The sequence below is a fragment of the Frateuria aurantia DSM 6220 genome (assembly GCF_000242255.2).
Taxonomy (GTDB): Bacteria; Pseudomonadota; Gammaproteobacteria; order Xanthomonadales; family Rhodanobacteraceae; genus Frateuria; species Frateuria aurantia.
This window is the reverse complement of the sequence record NC_017033.1, coordinates 2,221,660-2,239,678: the sequence shown is the minus strand read 5'-3', so window position 1 is coordinate 2,239,678 and position 18,019 is coordinate 2,221,660. Positions and strand designations below refer to the sequence as shown.

At 63.8% G+C, this 18,019-nt stretch carries 19 protein-coding genes; 9 read left to right on the top strand and 10 right to left on the bottom strand.

All coding sequences use genetic code 11. The features are described from left to right. Positions 1-152: 152 nt before the first annotated feature. From FRAAU_RS17895 to FRAAU_RS10405, 9 genes are all read left to right on the top strand, one after another. Positions 153-443, top strand: coding sequence for a GNAT family N-acetyltransferase (locus tag FRAAU_RS17895; RefSeq protein ID WP_342633033.1), 291 nt, complete (start codon positions 153-155; stop codon positions 441-443). Continuing rightward, positions 427-1,527, top strand: coding sequence for an acetylornithine deacetylase (locus tag FRAAU_RS10440; protein ID WP_014403497.1), 1,101 nt, complete (start codon positions 427-429; stop codon positions 1,525-1,527). The genes FRAAU_RS17895 and FRAAU_RS10440 overlap by 17 nt, the downstream gene beginning before the upstream one ends. A gap of 53 nt (positions 1,528-1,580) precedes the next feature. Next, the gene (locus tag FRAAU_RS10435; RefSeq protein WP_052317996.1) at positions 1,581-2,846 is read left to right on the top strand and encodes an acetylglutamate kinase; all 1,266 of its coding nucleotides are present in this window, start codon (positions 1,581-1,583) and stop codon (positions 2,844-2,846) included. A gap of 3 nt (positions 2,847-2,849) precedes the next feature. Further along, the gene (locus FRAAU_RS10430) at positions 2,850-3,446 is read left to right on the top strand and encodes a GNAT family N-acetyltransferase (protein WP_014403495.1); all 597 of its coding nucleotides are present in this window, start codon (positions 2,850-2,852) and stop codon (positions 3,444-3,446) included. Positions 3,447-3,450: 4 nt separating this feature from the next. Beyond that, on the top strand, positions 3,451-4,410 hold the full coding sequence (argC, locus tag FRAAU_RS10425; protein WP_014403494.1) for an N-acetyl-gamma-glutamyl-phosphate reductase: 960 nt from the start codon (positions 3,451-3,453) through the stop codon (positions 4,408-4,410). Continuing rightward, entirely contained in the window at positions 4,407-5,549 is a 1,143-nt protein-coding gene (locus tag FRAAU_RS10420) for a purine-nucleoside phosphorylase (RefSeq protein ID WP_014403493.1), read from the top strand. The genes argC and FRAAU_RS10420 overlap by 4 nt, the downstream gene beginning before the upstream one ends. Next, positions 5,549-6,844 carry an argininosuccinate lyase gene (argH, locus tag FRAAU_RS10415; RefSeq protein ID WP_014403492.1) on the top strand — a complete coding sequence of 432 codons (1,296 nt, stop codon included), beginning with the start codon at positions 5,549-5,551 and terminating at the stop codon, positions 6,842-6,844. The genes FRAAU_RS10420 and argH overlap by 1 nt, the downstream gene beginning before the upstream one ends. A 71-nt stretch (positions 6,845-6,915) precedes the next feature. After that, a complete protein-coding gene (gene proB / locus FRAAU_RS10410) occupies positions 6,916-8,082 on the top strand; it encodes a glutamate 5-kinase (RefSeq protein ID WP_014403491.1) in 1,167 nt (388 codons plus the stop codon). Next, positions 8,082-9,341 carry a glutamate-5-semialdehyde dehydrogenase gene (locus tag FRAAU_RS10405; protein ID WP_014403490.1) on the top strand — a complete coding sequence of 420 codons (1,260 nt, stop codon included), beginning with the start codon at positions 8,082-8,084 and terminating at the stop codon, positions 9,339-9,341. Before proB ends, FRAAU_RS10405 begins: the two co-directional genes overlap by 1 nt. 15 nt (positions 9,342-9,356) lie before the next feature. Here the strand turns inward: FRAAU_RS10405 and FRAAU_RS10400 are convergent, their stop codons facing one another. From FRAAU_RS10400 to flhF, 10 genes are all read right to left on the bottom strand, one after another. After that, positions 9,357-9,788 (bottom strand): DUF2802 domain-containing protein, encoded by a 432-nt coding sequence (locus tag FRAAU_RS10400; protein WP_014403489.1) that lies wholly within the window; start codon positions 9,786-9,788, stop codon positions 9,357-9,359. Next, complete coding sequence (locus FRAAU_RS10395; RefSeq protein ID WP_014403488.1) at positions 9,785-10,255, bottom strand: chemotaxis protein CheW; 471 nt, start codon at positions 10,253-10,255, stop codon at positions 9,785-9,787. Before FRAAU_RS10395 ends, FRAAU_RS10400 begins: the two co-directional genes overlap by 4 nt. Beyond that, entirely contained in the window at positions 10,255-11,370 is a 1,116-nt protein-coding gene (gene motD, locus FRAAU_RS10390; protein WP_014403487.1) for a flagellar motor protein MotD, read from the bottom strand. The genes FRAAU_RS10395 and motD overlap by 1 nt, the downstream gene beginning before the upstream one ends. Further along, positions 11,367-12,107, bottom strand: a complete 741-nt coding sequence (locus FRAAU_RS10385) for a flagellar motor protein (RefSeq protein WP_014403486.1) — start codon at positions 12,105-12,107, stop codon at positions 11,367-11,369. Before FRAAU_RS10385 ends, motD begins: the two co-directional genes overlap by 4 nt. Next, positions 12,108-14,072, bottom strand: coding sequence for a chemotaxis protein CheA (locus tag FRAAU_RS10380; protein WP_014403485.1), 1,965 nt, complete (start codon positions 14,070-14,072; stop codon positions 12,108-12,110). 3 nt (positions 14,073-14,075) lie between these two features. Next, the gene (locus tag FRAAU_RS10375; protein ID WP_014403484.1) at positions 14,076-14,723 is read right to left on the bottom strand and encodes a protein phosphatase CheZ; all 648 of its coding nucleotides are present in this window, start codon (positions 14,721-14,723) and stop codon (positions 14,076-14,078) included. 6 nt (positions 14,724-14,729) lie between these two features. Continuing rightward, a complete protein-coding gene (locus tag FRAAU_RS10370; RefSeq protein ID WP_014403483.1) occupies positions 14,730-15,131 on the bottom strand; it encodes a chemotaxis response regulator CheY in 402 nt (133 codons plus the stop codon). 70 nt (positions 15,132-15,201) lie between these two features. Then, complete coding sequence (locus tag FRAAU_RS10365; protein WP_014403482.1) at positions 15,202-15,939, bottom strand: RNA polymerase sigma factor FliA; 738 nt, start codon at positions 15,937-15,939, stop codon at positions 15,202-15,204. Beyond that, positions 15,939-16,811 (bottom strand): MinD/ParA family ATP-binding protein, encoded by an 873-nt coding sequence (locus FRAAU_RS10360; RefSeq protein ID WP_014403481.1) that lies wholly within the window; start codon positions 16,809-16,811, stop codon positions 15,939-15,941. The genes FRAAU_RS10365 and FRAAU_RS10360 overlap by 1 nt, the downstream gene beginning before the upstream one ends. A 7-nt stretch (positions 16,812-16,818) precedes the next feature. Beyond that, positions 16,819-18,015, bottom strand: coding sequence for a flagellar biosynthesis GTPase FlhF (gene flhF, locus FRAAU_RS10355; RefSeq protein ID WP_014403480.1), 1,197 nt, complete (start codon positions 18,013-18,015; stop codon positions 16,819-16,821). Positions 18,016-18,019 lie beyond the last annotated feature (4 nt).

Sequence of the window (18,019 nt, the reverse complement as noted above, 5' to 3'; positions counted from 1 at the left end):
TGAGGCACGGCGGATCAGCACCGACCCGGCAGAACTGGACCTGGACTTGATCCATGCGTTCCTGCCAGGGCAGACCGCACGGAGCCGGGGCATGCCTCGGCCCGTGCTGGAGCGCGCCATTGAAAACTCGCTATGCTCCAGTGTATGGCAGGATGGCCGGCCGTCAGGCTTTGCCCGAGGGTGCGACGATGCAACTTTCGTCGGGTTGCGCGATGTTTTCGTGGTGTCTGACGAGCGTGGCCGGAAGCATCCGGGCCATGCTCGACGCCGTGATCAGCCATCCGCAGCTGCAGGGGTTGACGCGTTTCAGCCTGGCCAGCAGCTCGGCGCGCGGACTTTATGCCGCCTTCGGTTTTTCGGTTCCGCAGCATCCTTCCCGTCTGATGGAAAAATTCGATCCGGACGTCTACAGGTCCACACACACTTATGAACCCATTACTTGAATCCACTCTGGCCCATCTGCGCAAGCTGGTCGGCTACGATACCCGCAATCCGCCGCGTGAAATCGGTACCGACGGCATCTTCGACTATCTGCGCGCCCAGCTGCCGGATTTCGAGATCAAGGTGACCGACTATGGCGCGGGCGCGGTGACCTTTTACGCGGTGCGGGGCCGGCCGGAGCATCTGTTCAACGTGCATCTGGATACCGTGCCGGACTCGCCGCACTGGAGCGCTGATCCGCTGGAGCTGCGTATCGAGGGCGACAAGGCCGTCGGTCTGGGTGCCTGCGATATCAAGGGGGCGGCCGCGGCCCTGGTCGCCGTAGCCCAGGCCAGCAAGGGCGATATGGCCTTGCTGTTGTCTACCGATGAGGAAGCCAATGATGCGCGCTGCATAGCCGGCTTTCTGGCCGACAAGCCCGACTACAAGGCCGTGATCGTGGCCGAGCCGACGGCTTGTCAGGCGGTATTGGCCCATCGCGGCATCCATGCGGTGGTGATGCAGTTCGCCGGCCGTGCCGGTCATGCCTCGGGTCACCAGACGGCCAGCGACAGTGCCTTGCATCAGGCGATCCGCTGGGGCGGCGCGGCGCTGGACTATGTCGAGGGCCAGGCCGAACAGCGCTTCGGCGGCTTGACCGGGCTGCGATTCAATATCGGCCGGGTCGAAGGCGGCATCAAGCCGAACATGATTGCTCCCTCGACGGAATTGAAGTTCGGCTTCCGGCCGCTGCCGTCGATGGATATCAACGCGCTGCTGGAGCACTTCCGGACGCTGGTCGAGCCGGCGCCGGTCAGCTATACCGAGACCTTCCGCGGTCTGTCGCTGCCGGCCGGCGATCCGACGACCGCAGAAACCCGGCGCCTGGCGGCGCGGGATCTGGCGGAGCAGCTGCAGATTCCGGTCGGCCATGCCGTCGACTTCTGGACCGAGGCCGCCTTGTTCTCGGCGGCCGGCTACACCTCGTTCGTGTATGGCCCCGGTCATATCGCACAGGCCCATACCGCCGACGAGTGGGTGGCGCTGCAGCAGCTGGACGACTACGCCCAGACCATTTTTCGCCTTGTCGAGAAGACCTCCAAGTGAACGCCGAAGCTTCGATACATACCCGCAAGACCATCGTCCGGCTGTTGTCCAGCATGGGCAGTGCCAAGGAGATCCAGCAGTATCTCAAGCGCTTCTCGCAGCTGGACGCCAAGCGTTTCGCGGTGGTCAAGGTCGGCGGGGCGGTGTTGCGGGATGATCTGCCGGCACTGACTTCGTCGCTGTCCTTTCTGCAGCAGGTCGGGCTGACCCCGATCGTGCTGCATGGCGCAGGTCCGCAGCTGGATCAGGAGCTGGAGGCCGTCGGCATCCAGAAGCAGACCGTGGACGGCCTGCGGGTCACCAGTCCCAAGGCTCTGGCCGTGGTCCGCAAGGTGTTCCAGCAGCAGAATCTGCGTCTGGTCGAAGCCTTGCAGTCGATGGACACGCGTGCAACGTCGGTGCCATCCGGGGTGTTCACGGCTGAATATCTGGACCGCGATGTCTATGGCCTGGTCGGCAAGGTGACGGGCATCAATCTGGCGCCGATCGACGCCAGTCTGCATGCCGGTTCGATTCCGGTGATTGCCAGTCTGGGTGAGACCGAGGAAGGCCAGATTCTCAATATCAATGCGGACTTTGCCGCCAATGAGCTGGTGCGATTGCTGCAGCCCTACAAGATCATCTTCCTGACCGGCACCGGCGGGTTGCTGGACAACGACGGCAAGCTGATCGACTCCATCAATCTCAGCACCGAATTCGAACATCTGAAAGCGCAGCCCTGGATCCATGGCGGCATGCGGGTCAAGATCGAGCAGATCGCCGACCTGCTCGAGCATCTGCCACTGACCTCCTCGGTATCGATCACCAAGCCCGCGGAGCTTGCCAAGGAGCTGTTCACCCACAAGGGCTCCGGCACCATGGTGCGCCGCGGCGAGAAAGTACTGCGTTTCGACAGCTGGGACGGTGTCGACCAGCCGCGTCTGCAGCAGCTGATCGAGTCCAGTTTCGGCCGCGAGCTGGTGGACGGCTATTTCGAGAAGACCCGGCTGCATCGGCTTTATGTCAGCGAGAATTACCGTGCCGCGATGGTGTTGACCAACGAGGAAGGTGACAGCTATCTGGACAAGTTCGCGGTGCTCGATGATGCCCAGGGCGAAGGCCTGGGGCGGGCGGTCTGGCAGATCATGCGCGAGGAGAATCCCCGACTGTTCTGGCGTTCACGCAATGGCAATCCGGTCAATCATTTCTACTATGCCGAGTCCGACGGCTGCTACAAGCTGGGGGGCTGGAAAGTGTTCTGGTTCGGTATGCCCGGCTTTGCCGAGATCGAGCGCTGCGTGCGCCATTGCGAACAGCGGCCGCTGTCCTTGAAGGACTGAGCGATGAGCGATCGCTGTCTGCAGGTGCCTGCGCTGCAAGGGCATCACGTGCGACTCGAGCCCTTGGCGCAAGCTCACGCCGAAGGCTTGCGCCTTGCCGTGGCCGATGGCGAGCTGCATCGGTTGTGGTATACCAGCGCGCCGGCGCCCGATGCCGTGGAGGCCTATTTGCAGGCCGCGTTGCATGCGACCTCGGACGGGCAGGCGCAGGCCTTTGCGGTACGCTCGATGGCCAGCGGAGCCATCGTCGGTACCACGCGCTATTGCCATGCCGATGCCGTCAACCGGCGACTGGAAATCGGCTATACCTGGTATGCGGCCTCGGCCCAGCGCACCGGGGTCAATACCGAAAGCAAATACCTGCTGCTCCGGCATGCGTTCGAACAGCTGGATTGCATCGCGGTGGAGTTTCGCACCCACTGGTTGAACCAGCGCTCGCGCGCGGCGATCGCCAGACTGGGGGCCAGACAGGACGGCATTCTGAGAAACCACAGCCGATTGCCGGATGGAAGTCTGAGGGATACGGTGGTTTTCTCCATCATTGCCTCGGAATGGCCGGCCGTAAAGCAGCATCTACAATTCATTCAGGAACAGAGATAGGCGCATGGGAAAAAGCATTGGCATTGTCGGTGCGCGCGGACATACCGGCAGCGAACTGATCCGGCTGATTGCCGGCCATCCGGCGCTGGAGTTGAGCTTTGTCTCCTCCCGTGAACTGGCCGGCGAACTGCTGCGGGCGCACAATCCGGCCTGGCAGGGCGAGCTGCGCTATGAAAGCCTGAGCCCCGGGGAGGTGGCGGCCAAGGGCGCCGACATCGTGATTCTGGCCCTTCCCAATCAGAAGGCGGAGCCCTTTGTGGCGGCGATCGAGGCCAGGGCTCCGGATACGCTGATCGTCGATCTGTCGGCGGATTACCGCTTCGACGATCGCTGGTATTACGGCCTGCCCGAGCTGTATCGGAACCGCTGGCGGGGCGAAAAACGGATCAGCAATCCCGGTTGCTATGCCACGGCTATCCAGCTCTCGATCGCCCCGCTGAAGGATCTGCTGGCGGCTCCGCCGGTATGTTTCGGCGTGTCCGGCTATTCCGGTGCAGGTACCACCCCTTCGGATCGCAATGACCCGGACAAGCTGCGCGACAACCTGATGCCGTATGCCTTGACCGGTCATATGCACGAGAAGGAGGCTTCGCGCCATCTGGGCCTGCCGGTGGAATTCATGCCGCATGTTGCCCCCCATTTCAGGGGCCTGACGGTGACCACCAATCTCTATGTCAGCAAGCCGATCAGCCGCGACCAGGTCCTGCTGCGCTATCGTTCGGCTTACGATGCGGAGTCTCTGGTGCAGGTGGTTGACGAAGCACCGTGGGTCAGCCGTATCGCACACCGGCATGAGGTCGAAATCGGCGGTTTTGCGGTCTCGGCCGATGGTCGCCGGGTCGTGGTGGTTGCGACCCTGGACAACTTGCTGAAGGGGGCGGCCAGTCAGGCGATCCAGAACATCAATCGTGCTATCGGTCTGGACGAATATACGGCAATTCCGATGGCAGGACCGGTGGCATGAAGCCCGTCCTGAAACTGGCTGCTGCCGTGGCGCTGGCCGCCGGGCAGGCATGGGTTGCATCCCGCGCCGGAACGCTCCCGACGGCATCGGTGCAGAAGCCGTGGCCGATCAAGGTGGTGATCGTCACCACCTTCGAACTGGGCGCCGATACCGGTGACCGGCCGGGCGAGTTCCAGCCCTGGGTCGAGCACGAACACCTGGATCAGGTGCTGCCGTTTCCCGGCGGCGTGCACTCCTTGCGCAGCAATGCCTCGCACGACGTGCTGGGGGTGGTCAGCGGCATGACCCTGGTCAATGCCGGCGCCTCGCTGATGGCCCTGGGCCTGGATCCGCGTTTTGATCTCAGCCATGCCTACTGGATCATCAACGGCATCGCCGGTGTCGACCCGGAAGATGCCTCGATCGGTTCGGTGGCCTGGGCCCGTTACGCGATCAATGATGTTTCGCGGATGATCGATCCGCGCGAAGCGCCAGCGACCTGGTCAACGGGCTTCTTTGCCGAAGGCACGGCCGGGCCGGGCAAGCTGCCCGCGCAGCCGCCCGTACCTGACTGCTATCCGCTCAATGCCAGTCTCAGCCGCTGGGCGTTCGGCATCAGCCGCGAGCGTGCGAAGCTGCCCGATACGGAAGGGATGGCGGTGATCCGCCAGGCGTGGAAGGGCTATCCCAATGCCCAGCGCCCGCCTTTTGTGCTGCAGGGCGACAGCTTTGCCAGCGATTATTTCTGGCATGGCCAGCTGATGAACCGGTTCGCCAATGACTGGGTGAAGTTGTGGACCGGTGGACATGGTCAATTCGTGATGACCGAGATGGAAGACTCCGGCATGATGGAGGCGCTCAATCGCCTGCAGGCCATGCATCGGGTCGATCTGGGACGGGTGATGATCGCGCGGGCAGCGTCCAATTACAGCATGCCGCCTCCCGGTGTCACGCCTCTGGCCAGCATCACCATGGAACACAGCGATCCGGCTACCTTCGAAGCGGCCTGGGCAGCGGCCAGTCCGGTGCTGCACGAACTGCTGCAGCATTGGGGCCGTTACCGCGCCGCGCCGCCCGGTGGGCCGGTCCATGCCGAGAACACGGCCTATTGCCGTTATGCCGCCGGCCCCGAATCACGTTTCACACAGAGTATCGACTAATGTCCCAATTGCTTTGGCAGAAAGCCGGGGTGGCGACCAACGCCCGTATCATGGATTTCCTGGCCGGCGAAGATGTGCGCCTGGATCGCGAATTTCTGCTGCATGACATCACGGCCAGTCAGGCCCATGTGGAGGGTCTCGCCCATATCGGCGTGGTCAGCGCCGAAGAGGCCGAAGCGCTCAAGCGCGAACTTGAGCAGCTCGCCGCCGACTTCCGGGAAGGGCACTTTGTGCTGGACGAGCGTTATGAAGACGGCCACTCCGCGATCGAGGCGCGTCTGACCGAACGTCTTGGCGACGCCGGCCGGCGGGTGCATACCGGCCGCAGTCGCAACGACCAGATTCTGGTCGCCACCCGATTGTGGCTGAAGGAACGGCTGCAGTATCTGGCCAGCCTGTGCCGGCAGATCGCCGAAGTCGCTCTGCAGCGTGCCGCCACCGAGACACTGCCCTTGCCGGGTTATACCCATTTGCAGCGCGCGGTGGTGTCGTCCACGCCGATGTGGTTTGCCGGTTTTGCCGAGGGCTTTATCGACAATGCCGAGCGCGCGGCGCATACCGCGGCCTGGATCGATGCCAACCCGTTGGGAACGGCCGCGGGCTACGGCGTCAATCTGCCGCTGGATCGCGATCACACCACGGGCCGGCTCGGCTTCCAGCGCATGCAGCTGTCTCCGATCTATGCCCAGCTCTCGCGCGGAAAATTCGAGATGGCGGCATTGGAAGCCTTGTGTTCGGCAATGCTGGACCTGCGCCGACTGGCCTGGGATCTGTCCCTGTTCACGACCGCGGAGTTCGATTTCGTGCATCTGCCGGCCGAGTACACCACCGGCAGCTCGATCATGCCCAACAAGCGCAACCCCGATGTGGTCGAGCTGCTCCGTGCCAGCTATGCCCCGGTAGCCGCCGCCCGCACCGAGATCGAGCAGCTGTTGTCTCTGCCCAGCGGTTACCAGCGTGATCTGCAGTTCTCCAAGGGCGCTCTTGTACGTGGCGTCAGCCATGGTCTGATGGCGCTGGAACTGGTGCCGGAACTGCTGTCGAAGCTGACCTGGAACGAAGCGGCCATGCGGGCGGCGATCGAGCCGGCAATGTATGCCACCGATGTCGCCATCGAGCAGGCGGCGGCCGGAGTGCCATTCCGCGATGCCTACCGTGCGGCGGGCGAGGCGGCGGCCAGTGCCGGTGCCGGGCGGACGCCCGAGGCCAGCCTGGCCAGTCGGGTTTCGGCCGGTGCGGCGGCCGATCTGCGCCTGCAGGTGTTGAGGGAGCGCCTGGCGGCCTTGAGCGGCTGAGTGATGCCTGCCGCCGTATCGTCGCGTATGCTTGAGCACCCGGACGTCCGGGATTGATCGAGGAGCCTGCCATGTCTTCTGCCGCGTCCTTGCCGCCATTCCGGATACCGGTCTGGCGCCGTGCGGTACTCAAGGTCGGCAGCAATCTGCTGGCGGCCGAAGGTGGTGGCCTGGATGACCGCCATGCCGGCCCGCTGGCGGCTTTTGTCCAGCACAGCGTCGATCAAGGTCGAGAGGTCGTGCTGGTCTCCTCGGGTGCCGTCGCCGCGGGCCGCGCGGTACTGCGGCAACATGCGCTGAAGGCGACCGGGGGTGGGCTGGCCGCGCGACAGGCCCTGGCGGCCATGGGTCAGGTGCCCGTGCTGGAGATGTGGCGCAGGCTTTCGGCGCGGCCGGTGGCCCAGGTCTTGCTGAGCCATGACGATATCCGCCATCGTCGCCGTTACCTGAACGCGCGGGCGACTCTGCGCGAGTTGCTGGCACTGGATGTGCTGGCTGTGGTCAACGAAAACGACACGGTCGCGGTCGACGAGCTCAAGCTGGGTGACAACGACAATCTGGCAGCGATCGTGGCCAGTCTGATCGAAGCCGATGTGCTGCTGATCGCCTCGGACATCGATGCCTTGTATACCGGCGATCCCAGGATCGATGCGGCCGCCACCCCGATCCGGCAGGTATCGCAGGTGACCCCGGAGATCATGGCCATGGCCGGCGGCAGCGGCAGCGTGGTCGGGACCGGCGGCATGCGCACCAAGTTGAAGGCAGCAGTCACGGCCGCCGGGCGCGGCATTCCCACCGCCCTGTTTGATGGCCGCTCGGCCGCGACCGTGGCGGCCCTCGGGCACGGCGAGCTGCATGGCACCTGGTTCCATGCGACGGCCGAACAGCGTCTGCATGCCCGCAAGCACTGGCTGCGTCATCTGCCTGCCGTGGCCGGCGGCATCCGTATTGACGAAGGGGCCCGGCATGCCTTGAGCGATCGCCGGGCTTCGCTGCTGCCGGGCGGGATCGTGCAGGTGGATGGTGAGTTCCGGCGCGGTGATATGGTGGCGGTATATACTGCCGATGGACTGTTGCTCGGGCAGGGTCTGTGTCAGTACGGTGCCGCGGAGGTCCGTTGTCTGGCCGGTCAGCACAGTCGCGACATCGAGCGGGTCCTGGGTTACAGCCACGGCACCGAAGTGATTCATCGGGATGACCTGGTGGTGCTGGACAGGCTGTTGGCGGGAGCATGGTGATGAGCATTCTCAGGGAGCAGGCGCTGGCCTGCGTGCAGGCTTCAAGGACCATGGCGGCGCTGGATACGGCTGCGAAGCGGCGACTGCTGCACGCCATGGCTGACCAGTTGCTGTTTCGGCAGGGCGACATCCTGCAGGCCAATGCCAGTGATATGCAGGCAGCGATGGCCAAAGGCACGGCCGGGGCGATGCTGGACCGGCTGCGGCTGGATCCTGAGCGCTTGCAGGCCATCGCGGCGGCGGTGCGGCATGTGGCCAGTCTGGAAGATCCGGTCGGTCAGGTCACCCGCCGTGAACAGCGAGCCGATGGCTTGCGCATCGAGCGCCAACGGGTGCCGCTGGGGGTGATCGCGATGATTTACGAAGCCCGGCCGAACGTCACCGCCGATGCGGCGGCCTTGTGCCTGTATGCGGGCAACGGGGTGATCCTTCGCGGTGGCTCGGAGGCCGTGCACTCCAATACGGCCATCGCCCTTGCACTGGGCCAGGCGCTGCAGGCGCAGGGATTGGATCCGCAGGCGATCCTCCTGATCGAGGACCTGCGTCGGGAGACGATGCTGGAGCTGCTGCAGCTGGTGGATATCGTCGATCTGGCGATACCGCGGGGTGGTGAAGGCCTGATCCGTTTCGTGGCCGAACATGCGCGGGTGCCGGTGATCAAGCATTACAAGGGCGTCTGCCATCTGTTTGTCGATGCCGATGCCGACCAGAGGCTGGCCCTGGATCTGCTGATCGATGGCAAGACCTCCCGGCCCGGAGTGTGCAACGCGCTGGAAACCTTGTTGGTGGATGCCCGGGTGGCGCCTGAATTCCTGCCGAAGGCGGCGGCGGCACTGCAGGCGCGCGGGGTGCGCATGCGCGGCGATGTCGCCAGCCGAGCGCTGGTGCCGGTGCTGGAAGAGGCGACCGAGGCGGATTATGCCGCCGAATATCTGGACCTGATCATCGCGATTCGTGTCGTCGAAGGTGTCGATGCGGCGATCGAACATATCCGGCGCCATGGCTCGGACCATACCGAGGTCATCGCGAGCCGGAACCCGGTATCGATCGAGCGCTTTATCGCCGGCTTGCGCTCGGCGGTGGTGATGGTGAACGCGTCTTCGCGCTTCTCCGACGGTGGCGAGCTGGGTCTCGGCGCCGAAATCGGCATCTCGACCACCCGCCTGCATGCCTACGGCCCCATGGGGGCCGAATCGCTGACCATCGAGCGTTATGTGGTGCAGGGTACCGGCCAGACCCGGCATCCGGTGGATGCCTGATCCCGGCTCGGCCGGCTACTGGCCGCGATGGATGCGCAGCAGCAGCTCGGCCTCGTACAAGGTGAGTCCCGAACCCCGTGCCACCTGCTCCGCACTCTGGGATGCCTGGATCAACTGCTGCGCCCGATCGTAACGCGGATCGGTTTCCGGGTCCGGGTTGAAGGCCGGTGCCGGTGACGGTCTAGAAGCGGGCCGTTCCTTCAGGCTTTCTTCCAACTGGATCAGGCGGCGCTCGAGTCGGTTGAGGGTACTGACCAGCAAGGACACCGGCATGTCATTGATCTGATGATGGCCTGCGGTCTCGGCCGGTGGCCCGGCGGGCTGTTCGGCGAGACGGTCCAGCAATTGCCGACTCTGGCGCCATGCGACCAGATTGAGAATCAGCACGATGATCGAGATGCAGGTCAGCAGCGCCATGGCGGCGAGCAGAAGTGGCTGGAGGTTCATGGTTTGCTGGTTTCCGTAACCGTGATCTGGCACAGTCGTTGCGGGTCGATCAGCGCGATGAAGCCGTCCGCTGCGGGGACGGCGGCCATCACCGGATCACTGTCGCGTTGCGGACGGCCTTCCGGCAGCGGCTGGCGGGCATCGGCCTCGAGATTCAGCACCGCACCGACATCATCGACGCGGACCCCGACAAGGTCCGTGCCGTCATGCACGATGACCAGTCGGCGACTGGATGGACCTTTCGGGCCGTCGGGATGCGGCGGAAGCCCCAGCCGCTCGCGCATATCGATAATCGTGATGATATCGCCACGCAGGTGGATCACGCCGATGATGGCCCTGGCAGCACCCGGGACCGGGGTGATGTCCGCTTCGCGGATCACCTCCTGTACCTGCTGCAAGGGCAGGGCATAGTGCTGTTCGCCCAGGATGACATCAAGCCAACCTGCGTCACCAGGCAGGGTCGCCATCAGTTCCTGACTCCGGTGGTGGCCGCGGCAGGCATCTGCAGCGTGGCCTTGATGCGGATCGTGGTGTCTGACCTGGCCGGCTGGCTTGTGGTCGAGGGCGTGGCGGTTGCCGTGGACGGTTCTTGCTTCATCCCGCGCTCGTTGTGGGAGTGGGCATCGCTGTGGGTGCCGATCGTGCCGTCGGCGGTTTTTTTGCCCGCTGGCCGCGGATCCTTGCGGATCGAAGCCGCTGGTGCGGTCGGAGGTGCCGTCGGGGTCTGTGGCGGGGCTTCACCGCCTGCCAATGCATTTTGAAGGTTCGACGCGCGAGTGCCGGGATCACTGAGCACCACGATGACCACCCGGCGGTTGAGGTTGCGTCCTGCCGCGGTGGAGTTGTCGGCATTGGGGTGGTATTCGCCCCAGCCGAGTATGCTCATGCGTTCCGGGCTGACGCCATTGGCCGCGAACAGACGGGCGACGCTGGCGGAACGGGCAGCCGAAAGCTCCCAGTTGGATGGATAGATGCTGGTATCGATCGGCATGTTGTCGGTATAGCCTTCGATCCTCAGGGCATTGTCGAAGCCCGACAGGACCTGGGCGAGCTTGGTCAGGGTGCTGTCGGCCGTCGGAGACAGGGATGCGCGGCCGCTGGGATATAGGATGTCCGAACGGATCTCGATTTCCAGCCAGTTCTGCACCTTGCGGACAATGATCAGCTTCTTGTCGATCAGGGGCTGGACCGAACGACGAACCTTCTCGGCTATATCGGTAAGACTGTGCAAGGGAATCGGGTACAGTGAATTGTACGGCGACATCTTGATCGGATTGACCCGGTTGACCTTCAGCGGCGTGATGGGCGGCGCGGTGACCATCGGGCGCGGCAGGTTAAGGGTTGGAATCTGCTGCGAATTGTCGTGGCCCTGATCCTTGGGTGGCGCGATCATCACAATGTTGCGAGGCGTGCCGTTGAACGCCTCGTACATCGATTCGGACATGACCTTGTACTTGCCCGTATTGACGACCGAGACGGCATACATCACGACGAAAAGGGCCAGCAGCAGGGTCAGCAGGTCGGCGTAGGGGATAGCCCAGGCCTCATGGTTGGCATGTTCTTCGTGATGCTGGCGCTTCATACGATGAAACCCTGCAGCTTGCTTTCGATCAGGCGGGGATTGTCGCCATTGGCGATGGCGACCAGACCTTCGATCAGCAGCTCATGATGTTGCTGGCGCTGCTGGATCAGGCTCTTGAGCTTGTTGAACATCGGCAGCATGAACAGGTTGGCCAGGGCCACGCCATAGATGGTGGCGACGAAGGCGGCGGCGATGCCGTGTCCCAGCTTGGAGGGATCGGCGAGATTCTGCATCACCGCCATCAGACCCATCACGGCGCCGATGATGCCCATGGTCGGGGAATAGATGCCGGCGCTTTCAAAGACCTTGGCGGCGGCCAGATCGGCTTGTTCCTGGATATAGATCTGCGATTCCAGCATATCGCGCAATACGGCCGGTTCGGTACCGTCGACCAGCAGCTGCAGGCCTTTGCGGGCGAATTCGTCGGTCTCGCTTTCGATATTGGCTTCCAGGCCCAGCAGGCCCTGACGGCGGGCCAGTTCACTCCAGCCGACGATGCGGCTGATCAGATCGCGGACATCCGTATTGCCTGGCTTGAAGACCTGGCCGACGATTTTCATGGCACGCTTGAGGACCGCACCGCGGGTCTGGACCATCACGGCCGCGGTGGTGCCGAAAAAGACGATGACGACAGCGGCGGGATTCCACAGCGCCGAGATCGAGCTGCCTTTGAGAACGGTGCCGACAAGAATGACGGCGACGGCGAGGATGGCGCCGATGATGCTGAGCAGATCCATTCAGTGCTTGACCTTGTAGGGTGGTACGTGATGCAGATGATGATTGGCGATATTGCCGATATCGAGGACCAGAGCGATTCGCCCGTCGCCGGTGATGGTGGCGCCGGCCAGTCCGGCCAGTTGTCGCAGGGGGCCGCTCAGCGGCTTGATCATGACTTCTTCGCGGCCCAGTACCCGGTCGACCATCACGCCCAGGCGTTGATGGGCGATCTGGACCACGACCACGGTGGTCAGCAGCTCCTGGCCGGAGCCTGTCTCGAGCCAATCGGAAAGATCGCACAGCGGCAACGCCGTGCCATGGTTGGCGATCACCGCACGGCCATCCAGCATGCTGACCTGCTCGGGATCCAGCTCGAAGACTTCGCTGACATTGGACAAGGTCAAGGCCAGCAGACGCGAGCCGATCTGCACCATCATTACCTGCAGGATGGCCAGGGTCAGCGGCAGGCTCAAGGTGATACGGGTGCCGACGCCCAATTCCGAGTGGATGGCCAGGGTGCCGCCCAGTTCGATGATGCGGGTCTTGACCACGTCCATGCCGACGCCGCGCCCCGAGACCTCGGAGACCGTGTCACGGGTACTGAAGCCGGCCTGGAAGACCAGCTCGTAGCATTCCTGTTCGCTCAGGCGTGCGGCACGGTCGGCATCGACGACACCTTTCTCCACCGCCTTGCGCCGCAGCAGCTCCGGATCCATGCCCTTGCCATCGTCGCGAATGGTGATGACGATGCGCTCGCCCTGCTGGCCGGCGCTGAGTTCGATGGTGCCTTCCGGCGGCTTGCCGGCGGCGGCACGGACTTCAGGGGTCTCGATGCCGTGATCCACGGCATTGCGCAGCAGATGGACCAGAGGATCGGCGAGGGCATCGACCAGGCTGCGATCGAGATTGGTTTCTTCGCCTTCGACCTGCAGCCGGACCTGTTTGCCCAGCTGGTGACTGAGATCCCGCAACTGCCGTGGAACACGCTGGAACAAGCGGCTGACCGGCTGCATGCGCAGCAGCATGACGCTGCCTTGCAGTGCGTTCAGTACCCGGTCGAATTCATTGACGACCCGTTCCAGGGTGGTGTCGTGAATATGCGATGCGGTATTGGCCAGCCGGTTGCGGACCAGTACCAGTTCGCCGGCCTGATTGATCAGACTGTCCAGTCGGGCGGTGTCGATGCGGATGGTGTGTTCGACGGCCGCGGCCGGTTTGGCCGCGGCCGTATCGGCAGTCGCTGGTCTGGCGACCGGGACGGGTGCAGGGACGGGGGCGACCGGGGCTGCGGGGTCGGCCGCCGCAGGCGTCATCGAAGGGGCCGTCTTGTCTGCACTGGGGGCCACCGGCGCAGGAGCCGCCGAAGCCGCCGATTCCGCCACAGCCTGCAGATCAGGCTCGGTACTGCCTGGGGCATGACCCGTGCCATACAGCTGGTCCAGCAAGGCTTCGAATTCGTCGTCGCTGATGCTGCCGCTCTCGGTCGTCGCCGTTGCTGAAGCGCTGGGCGCGGCAACGATGTCGGCGGGGGCTGGCGAGCTCGGGAGCGGAGGGGTCGTTTCGCTGGCTATCGGTGGCGCCGCGGGACTTGGCGCGGCTTCGGCCGACGGCAATTCCAGTCCGGCCAGCAGATCGGCCGGAGCCGGCTCGGCCGGCTGGCCGGCGCGTACTGCATCCAGCATCGCGGTGACGACGTCACTGGTCTTGAACAGCTGTTCGATCTGCTCCGGACTCAGCACGAACTTGGCATTGCGGGCCTGGTTGAGCAGATTTTCGGCGGTATGACACAGCTCGACCAGAGGTTTGATCGACAGAAAGCCGGCACCGCCTTTCACGGTATGAAAGGTGCGGAACACGGCATTCAAGGTGTCGTGATCGCGTGGATCCGACTCCAGTGCCATCAGCTGATCACCCAGCTGTTCCACCAGCTCGCCCGCCTCGGTGAGGAAGGCGTCCAGCAGTTCGGCGTCGTCGCTTGCGCTCATGGCTCAGAATCCGAATTCGGCCAGCATGCGGTCCACGTCATCCTGATCGGCGACGCGCTGTGTGGTATCGGGAGGCTGGGCACCGGACAGGCTGCCGGTCAATTGCACCAGCTCGCGCATCGCGATGTCGACGCGGCCGATAAAGGCATCGACCTGCTTGACCCGTTGGCCGGCCAGATCCTGCCAGCTCTGCTCGACGATCATCGTGCTGAAGGCCTGTTGGCAAGCCTGGCCGAACGTGCCGGCCTGGCTGGCCAGGGCGAGATCGGCAGCCTCCGACGGCCTGGCCGCCAGTCGGGCTTCGGCCGCTGCGGTCAGCGCCTGAGCCTGGGGCCGCAGTTCCTCGACCATGGTAAGGCTCTGGTGGGCGGCTTTGGAACCCATGTCCAGCACTTCCTGCAGGCGATGGCGCGCGCTTTCCAGACTGGCCGCCTGTCCGGCTTCGGTCGGAATGTCCTGGGTCAGACGCTTGATGGCATCGTGCAGGTCACGGGCCAGCGTGCCCAGTGCGCGAAAGATGGACTGCTCGCGATTGCGCAGCAATTGATCCAGTGCGGCATCGAAACTGGCCTGATCGTCGGCGCGCAGCAGTGCGCACAATTCGACGGGCAGGGGATGAAAGCCGGCTGGTGGGTTCGCGGTGTCGTTCATGCGATCTCAGCTCCCCTGGGCCGCGATGCGTTCGAAGATCTTGTCGAGCTTTTCCTTGAGCGTCACTGCCGTGAAGGGCTTGATGATGTAGCCGTTCACGCCGGCCTTGGCGGCATCGATGATCTGCTCGCGGCTGTTTTCCGCCGTGACCATCAGAACAGGCAAGGTTTTCAGCGACGGGGTGTTGCGGACCTCCCGCAGAAGGTCGATGCCGGTCATGATCGGCATGTTCCAGTCGGTGATCAGCAGATCGAAACTCTGTGATTTCAGCAGCGGCAGGGCCGTGCTGCCGTCATCGGCCTCCTGGATGCCGGTATTGGGATAGCCGAGCTCCAGCAAAAGATTGCGGATGATGCGACGCATCGTCGAGAAGTCGTCGACGATCAGGATTTTCAGGTTGGTACTCAATGACTATCACTCCGCGATGATATCTGGCGGTCTATGGTATGCAAGTTGTGGGGTGGGATGCAGCTGCGGTTCATTGGCGCCATTCCGACAGTCGGGAACGAAGTCGCAGCAAGGCCTTGCCGTGGATCTGGCAGACCCGCGACTCGCTGACGCCAAGAACTTCGCCCACCTCCTTGAGGTTGAGCTCTTCGTCGTAGTACAGGGACATCACCAGTTTCTCGCGTTCGGGCAGCGCGGCGATGGCCTCTCCCAGATCGGTCAGCATGCGCTGGCTTTCAAGCTGGCTGACCGGTTCGGCGGTGACCTCGTCGGGTATCTGCAGCTCTTCGGCCTCATTGTCTTCACGCGACATGTTGAGGCTGAGTACGCGGGTAGAAGTGGCATCGACCAGCAGTTTGGCATATTCGGCTGGATCGATGCCCATGCGCTGCATGATGGCCTGGTCGCCCGCATCGCCACCCGTCTCGTTTTCGATCTGCTGGATCGCGAGCGCCATTTCACGCAGCTTGCGATGGACCGAGCGAGGTGTCCAGTCGGTCTTGCGCAGCTCGTCGATCATGGCGCCGCGGATACGGATGCCGGCAAAGGTCTCGAAGCTGGCCTCTCGTCCTGCGACATAGTGGCGAGCAGCCTCCAGCAGGCCGATCATGCCGGCCTGGATCAGGTCGCCGGTATCGATGCTGGCTGGCAGTCGTCCGCGCAGGTGATAGGCGATACGGCGCACCAGAGGCGCGTACTGACGCACCAGCTCGTCGGCCGGCATTTTCTGGGCGGCACTGTATTCCGCGCTGGCATAGGACTTGACCATCAGGCAAAGGAGCCCATTGCATGCTGGCGCAGGAAAAAACGAATGGGGCGACCCATGTCGGATCTCGTAGGCAGTCGCTCGACGGCTTCGGCCAGTGCGCGAATGGCCAGCGCGGCGGGCGATCCCGGCCAGTCGCAGATCAGCGGCTTCTGTGATCGCGCGGCCCGCCGCATATAGTCGTCCATCGGAATATTGCCGAGATGGTTGACGGAGGTATTGAGATAGCTCGATGAAACGCGCAGCAGGCGTTCGTGGATCCGGCTGCCGTCACTGGTCGGCGGCATCATGTTGGTCAGCAGCTGGAAGTCCTTGACCCCGCAATCCATGGTCAGGATTTTCATCGTGGCATAAGCGTCGGTCATCGAAGAAGGGTCGTCGCAGGCGACCATGATCACCTCGTCAGCCGCCGCACAGAACATCAGCACGTCATCACTCAGGCCCGCAGCGACATCCACCAGCAGATAGTCCGGCCAGGGATCGAGCTCGTCGAAGGCACGCACGATCGCGGCCCGTTCAGTGATGTCGAGATGGGTCATCCGCCGGTTGCCGGAGCAGGAGAAAATCACTTCCAGGCCTTCCGGCCCGGCCACTGCCAGGTCCTCGATCGGACAACGGCCATCCAGCAGATCCAGCAGCGTCCAGCGTGGATTCAGACCCAGCAGCACATCCACATTGGCCAGGCCGAGGTCGGCATCGAGCACCATCACCCGCCTGCCGCGCTGACTGAGCGCGATGCCGAGATTGACGGTGATGCTGGTCTTGCCGATGCCGCCCTTGCCGCCGCCGATGGCGATCACGCGGGGCGGTCGTTCGGCGTGGGCACCGAGACGGCGCTCCAGCAACAGTTGTTTCAGACCGTGTGCCTGATCCATGGTGCGACTAACCTGCCGGATGGGAATGAAGGCGATAGCGGTCGGCCAGCTTCAGGTCGTCCAGTTCGCTGGGAGCGGCCACCTTGCCGCGGCGGATCGTGTGATGGATCAGATGATGGGCCTGCGGCACGATGATGTCTTCCGGCACTCGCTGCCCCTGGGTGATGTAGTCCAGAGGCAGTCGGTGCCGCAGCAGCACGGACAGGGTACTTCCGATCGAGGGTGACTCGTCCAGCTTGGTCAGAATGCAGCTTGCCGGATGCAGCGGCTGGTAGGCGTGGATGGCTTCTTCCTGGGCAGAAGCCTGAGTATTGGCCGCCAGCACCAGACAGGTTCGCAGCAGGTGGCGACTGGGCTCCAGAATTGCCATCTGGTCGCGCAAACGTGGATCGGTACTGGACATGCCTGCGGTATCGATCAGTACTGCCGCGTATCCCGACATATCCTGCAGCAGTGCCTGCAACTGTCCGGCGTCATGGACGTGATGAACGCGGACGCCGAGCAATTTGCCGTAATGTCCCAGCTGGGCACCGGCGCCGATCCGGTAATTGTCGGTGCCGATCAAGGCCACGCCGTCGGCTCCGTGCTGCAACACGAAGTGGGCGGCCAGCTTGGCGATGGTGGTGGTCTTGCCTACCCCGGTATTGCCGACCAGGGCGAGCACGCCGCCGATATCGGTCAGCCGCCGGCCGCTCAGCAGCAGGCGGTTGGAAATCAGTCCCAAGGGCAGGTAGCGGGCCTGCTCGGCACTCATGTCCGGCGGCAGTTCATCGACCAGGGCCATCGCGATATCCGGCTCGATGCCGTGCTGGCTGAGCTCGCGCAGGGCCTGCACGTGCTGGGGCTTGCGCCGTCCCAGCTCATTCCAGGCCAGACTGGCGATCTGGCCCTCGAGTATCTTGCGCAGATCGGAAAGTTCGCGCTGGACCGCAATGAATTCGTTGCCTTGCGCCTCGGTATCGTCGAGCGTGAAGGGACTGTCGTCCGATGGTCGGGCCGGTTTGCGCGAAGCCGGGGCAGGGGCCGGAAACAGGCGGCCGGCGGCTTCCTTGACCAGGGCCTCGTCATAGTCGGTGGCCGCGATCACCTCGATGCCGTCATCGAGGTTGCGGGTCGACAGGATCACCGCATCCGGACCTTGCTCTTCGCGTACGGCCCGCATGGCCATGCGCATGTCGGCGGCGATGAAACGCTTGATTTTCATGGAT

Bases quoted from the DNA above. Each gene is read 5' to 3' on its own strand.
- FRAAU_RS17895 (WP_342633033.1), top strand. From the start codon at position 153: ATGGCCGGCCGTCAGGCTTTGCCCGAGGGTGCGACGATGCAACTTTCG.
- FRAAU_RS10440 (WP_014403497.1), top strand. From the start codon at position 427: ATGAACCCATTACTTGAATCCACTCTGGCCCATCTGCGCAAGCTGGTC.
- FRAAU_RS10435 (WP_052317996.1), top strand. From the start codon at position 1,581: ATGGGCAGTGCCAAGGAGATCCAGCAGTATCTCAAGCGCTTCTCGCAG.
- FRAAU_RS10430 (WP_014403495.1), top strand. From the start codon at position 2,850: ATGAGCGATCGCTGTCTGCAGGTGCCTGCGCTGCAAGGGCATCACGTG.
- argC (WP_014403494.1), top strand. From the start codon at position 3,451: ATGGGAAAAAGCATTGGCATTGTCGGTGCGCGCGGACATACCGGCAGC.
- FRAAU_RS10420 (WP_014403493.1), top strand. From the start codon at position 4,407: ATGAAGCCCGTCCTGAAACTGGCTGCTGCCGTGGCGCTGGCCGCCGGG.
- argH (WP_014403492.1), top strand. From the start codon at position 5,549: ATGTCCCAATTGCTTTGGCAGAAAGCCGGGGTGGCGACCAACGCCCGT.
- proB (WP_014403491.1), top strand. From the start codon at position 6,916: ATGTCTTCTGCCGCGTCCTTGCCGCCATTCCGGATACCGGTCTGGCGC.
- FRAAU_RS10405 (WP_014403490.1), top strand. From the start codon at position 8,082: ATGAGCATTCTCAGGGAGCAGGCGCTGGCCTGCGTGCAGGCTTCAAGG.
- FRAAU_RS10400 (WP_014403489.1), bottom strand. From the start codon at position 9,788: ATGAACCTCCAGCCACTTCTGCTCGCCGCCATGGCGCTGCTGACCTGC.
- FRAAU_RS10395 (WP_014403488.1), bottom strand. From the start codon at position 10,255: ATGGCGACCCTGCCTGGTGACGCAGGTTGGCTTGATGTCATCCTGGGC.
- motD (WP_014403487.1), bottom strand. From the start codon at position 11,370: ATGAAGCGCCAGCATCACGAAGAACATGCCAACCATGAGGCCTGGGCT.
- FRAAU_RS10385 (WP_014403486.1), bottom strand. From the start codon at position 12,107: ATGGATCTGCTCAGCATCATCGGCGCCATCCTCGCCGTCGCCGTCATT.
- FRAAU_RS10380 (WP_014403485.1), bottom strand. From the start codon at position 14,072: ATGAGCGCAAGCGACGACGCCGAACTGCTGGACGCCTTCCTCACCGAG.
- FRAAU_RS10375 (WP_014403484.1), bottom strand. From the start codon at position 14,723: ATGAACGACACCGCGAACCCACCAGCCGGCTTTCATCCCCTGCCCGTC.
- FRAAU_RS10365 (WP_014403482.1), bottom strand. From the start codon at position 15,939: ATGGTCAAGTCCTATGCCAGCGCGGAATACAGTGCCGCCCAGAAAATG.
- FRAAU_RS10360 (WP_014403481.1), bottom strand. From the start codon at position 16,811: ATGGATCAGGCACACGGTCTGAAACAACTGTTGCTGGAGCGCCGTCTC.
- flhF (WP_014403480.1), bottom strand. From the start codon at position 18,015: ATGAAAATCAAGCGTTTCATCGCCGCCGACATGCGCATGGCCATGCGG.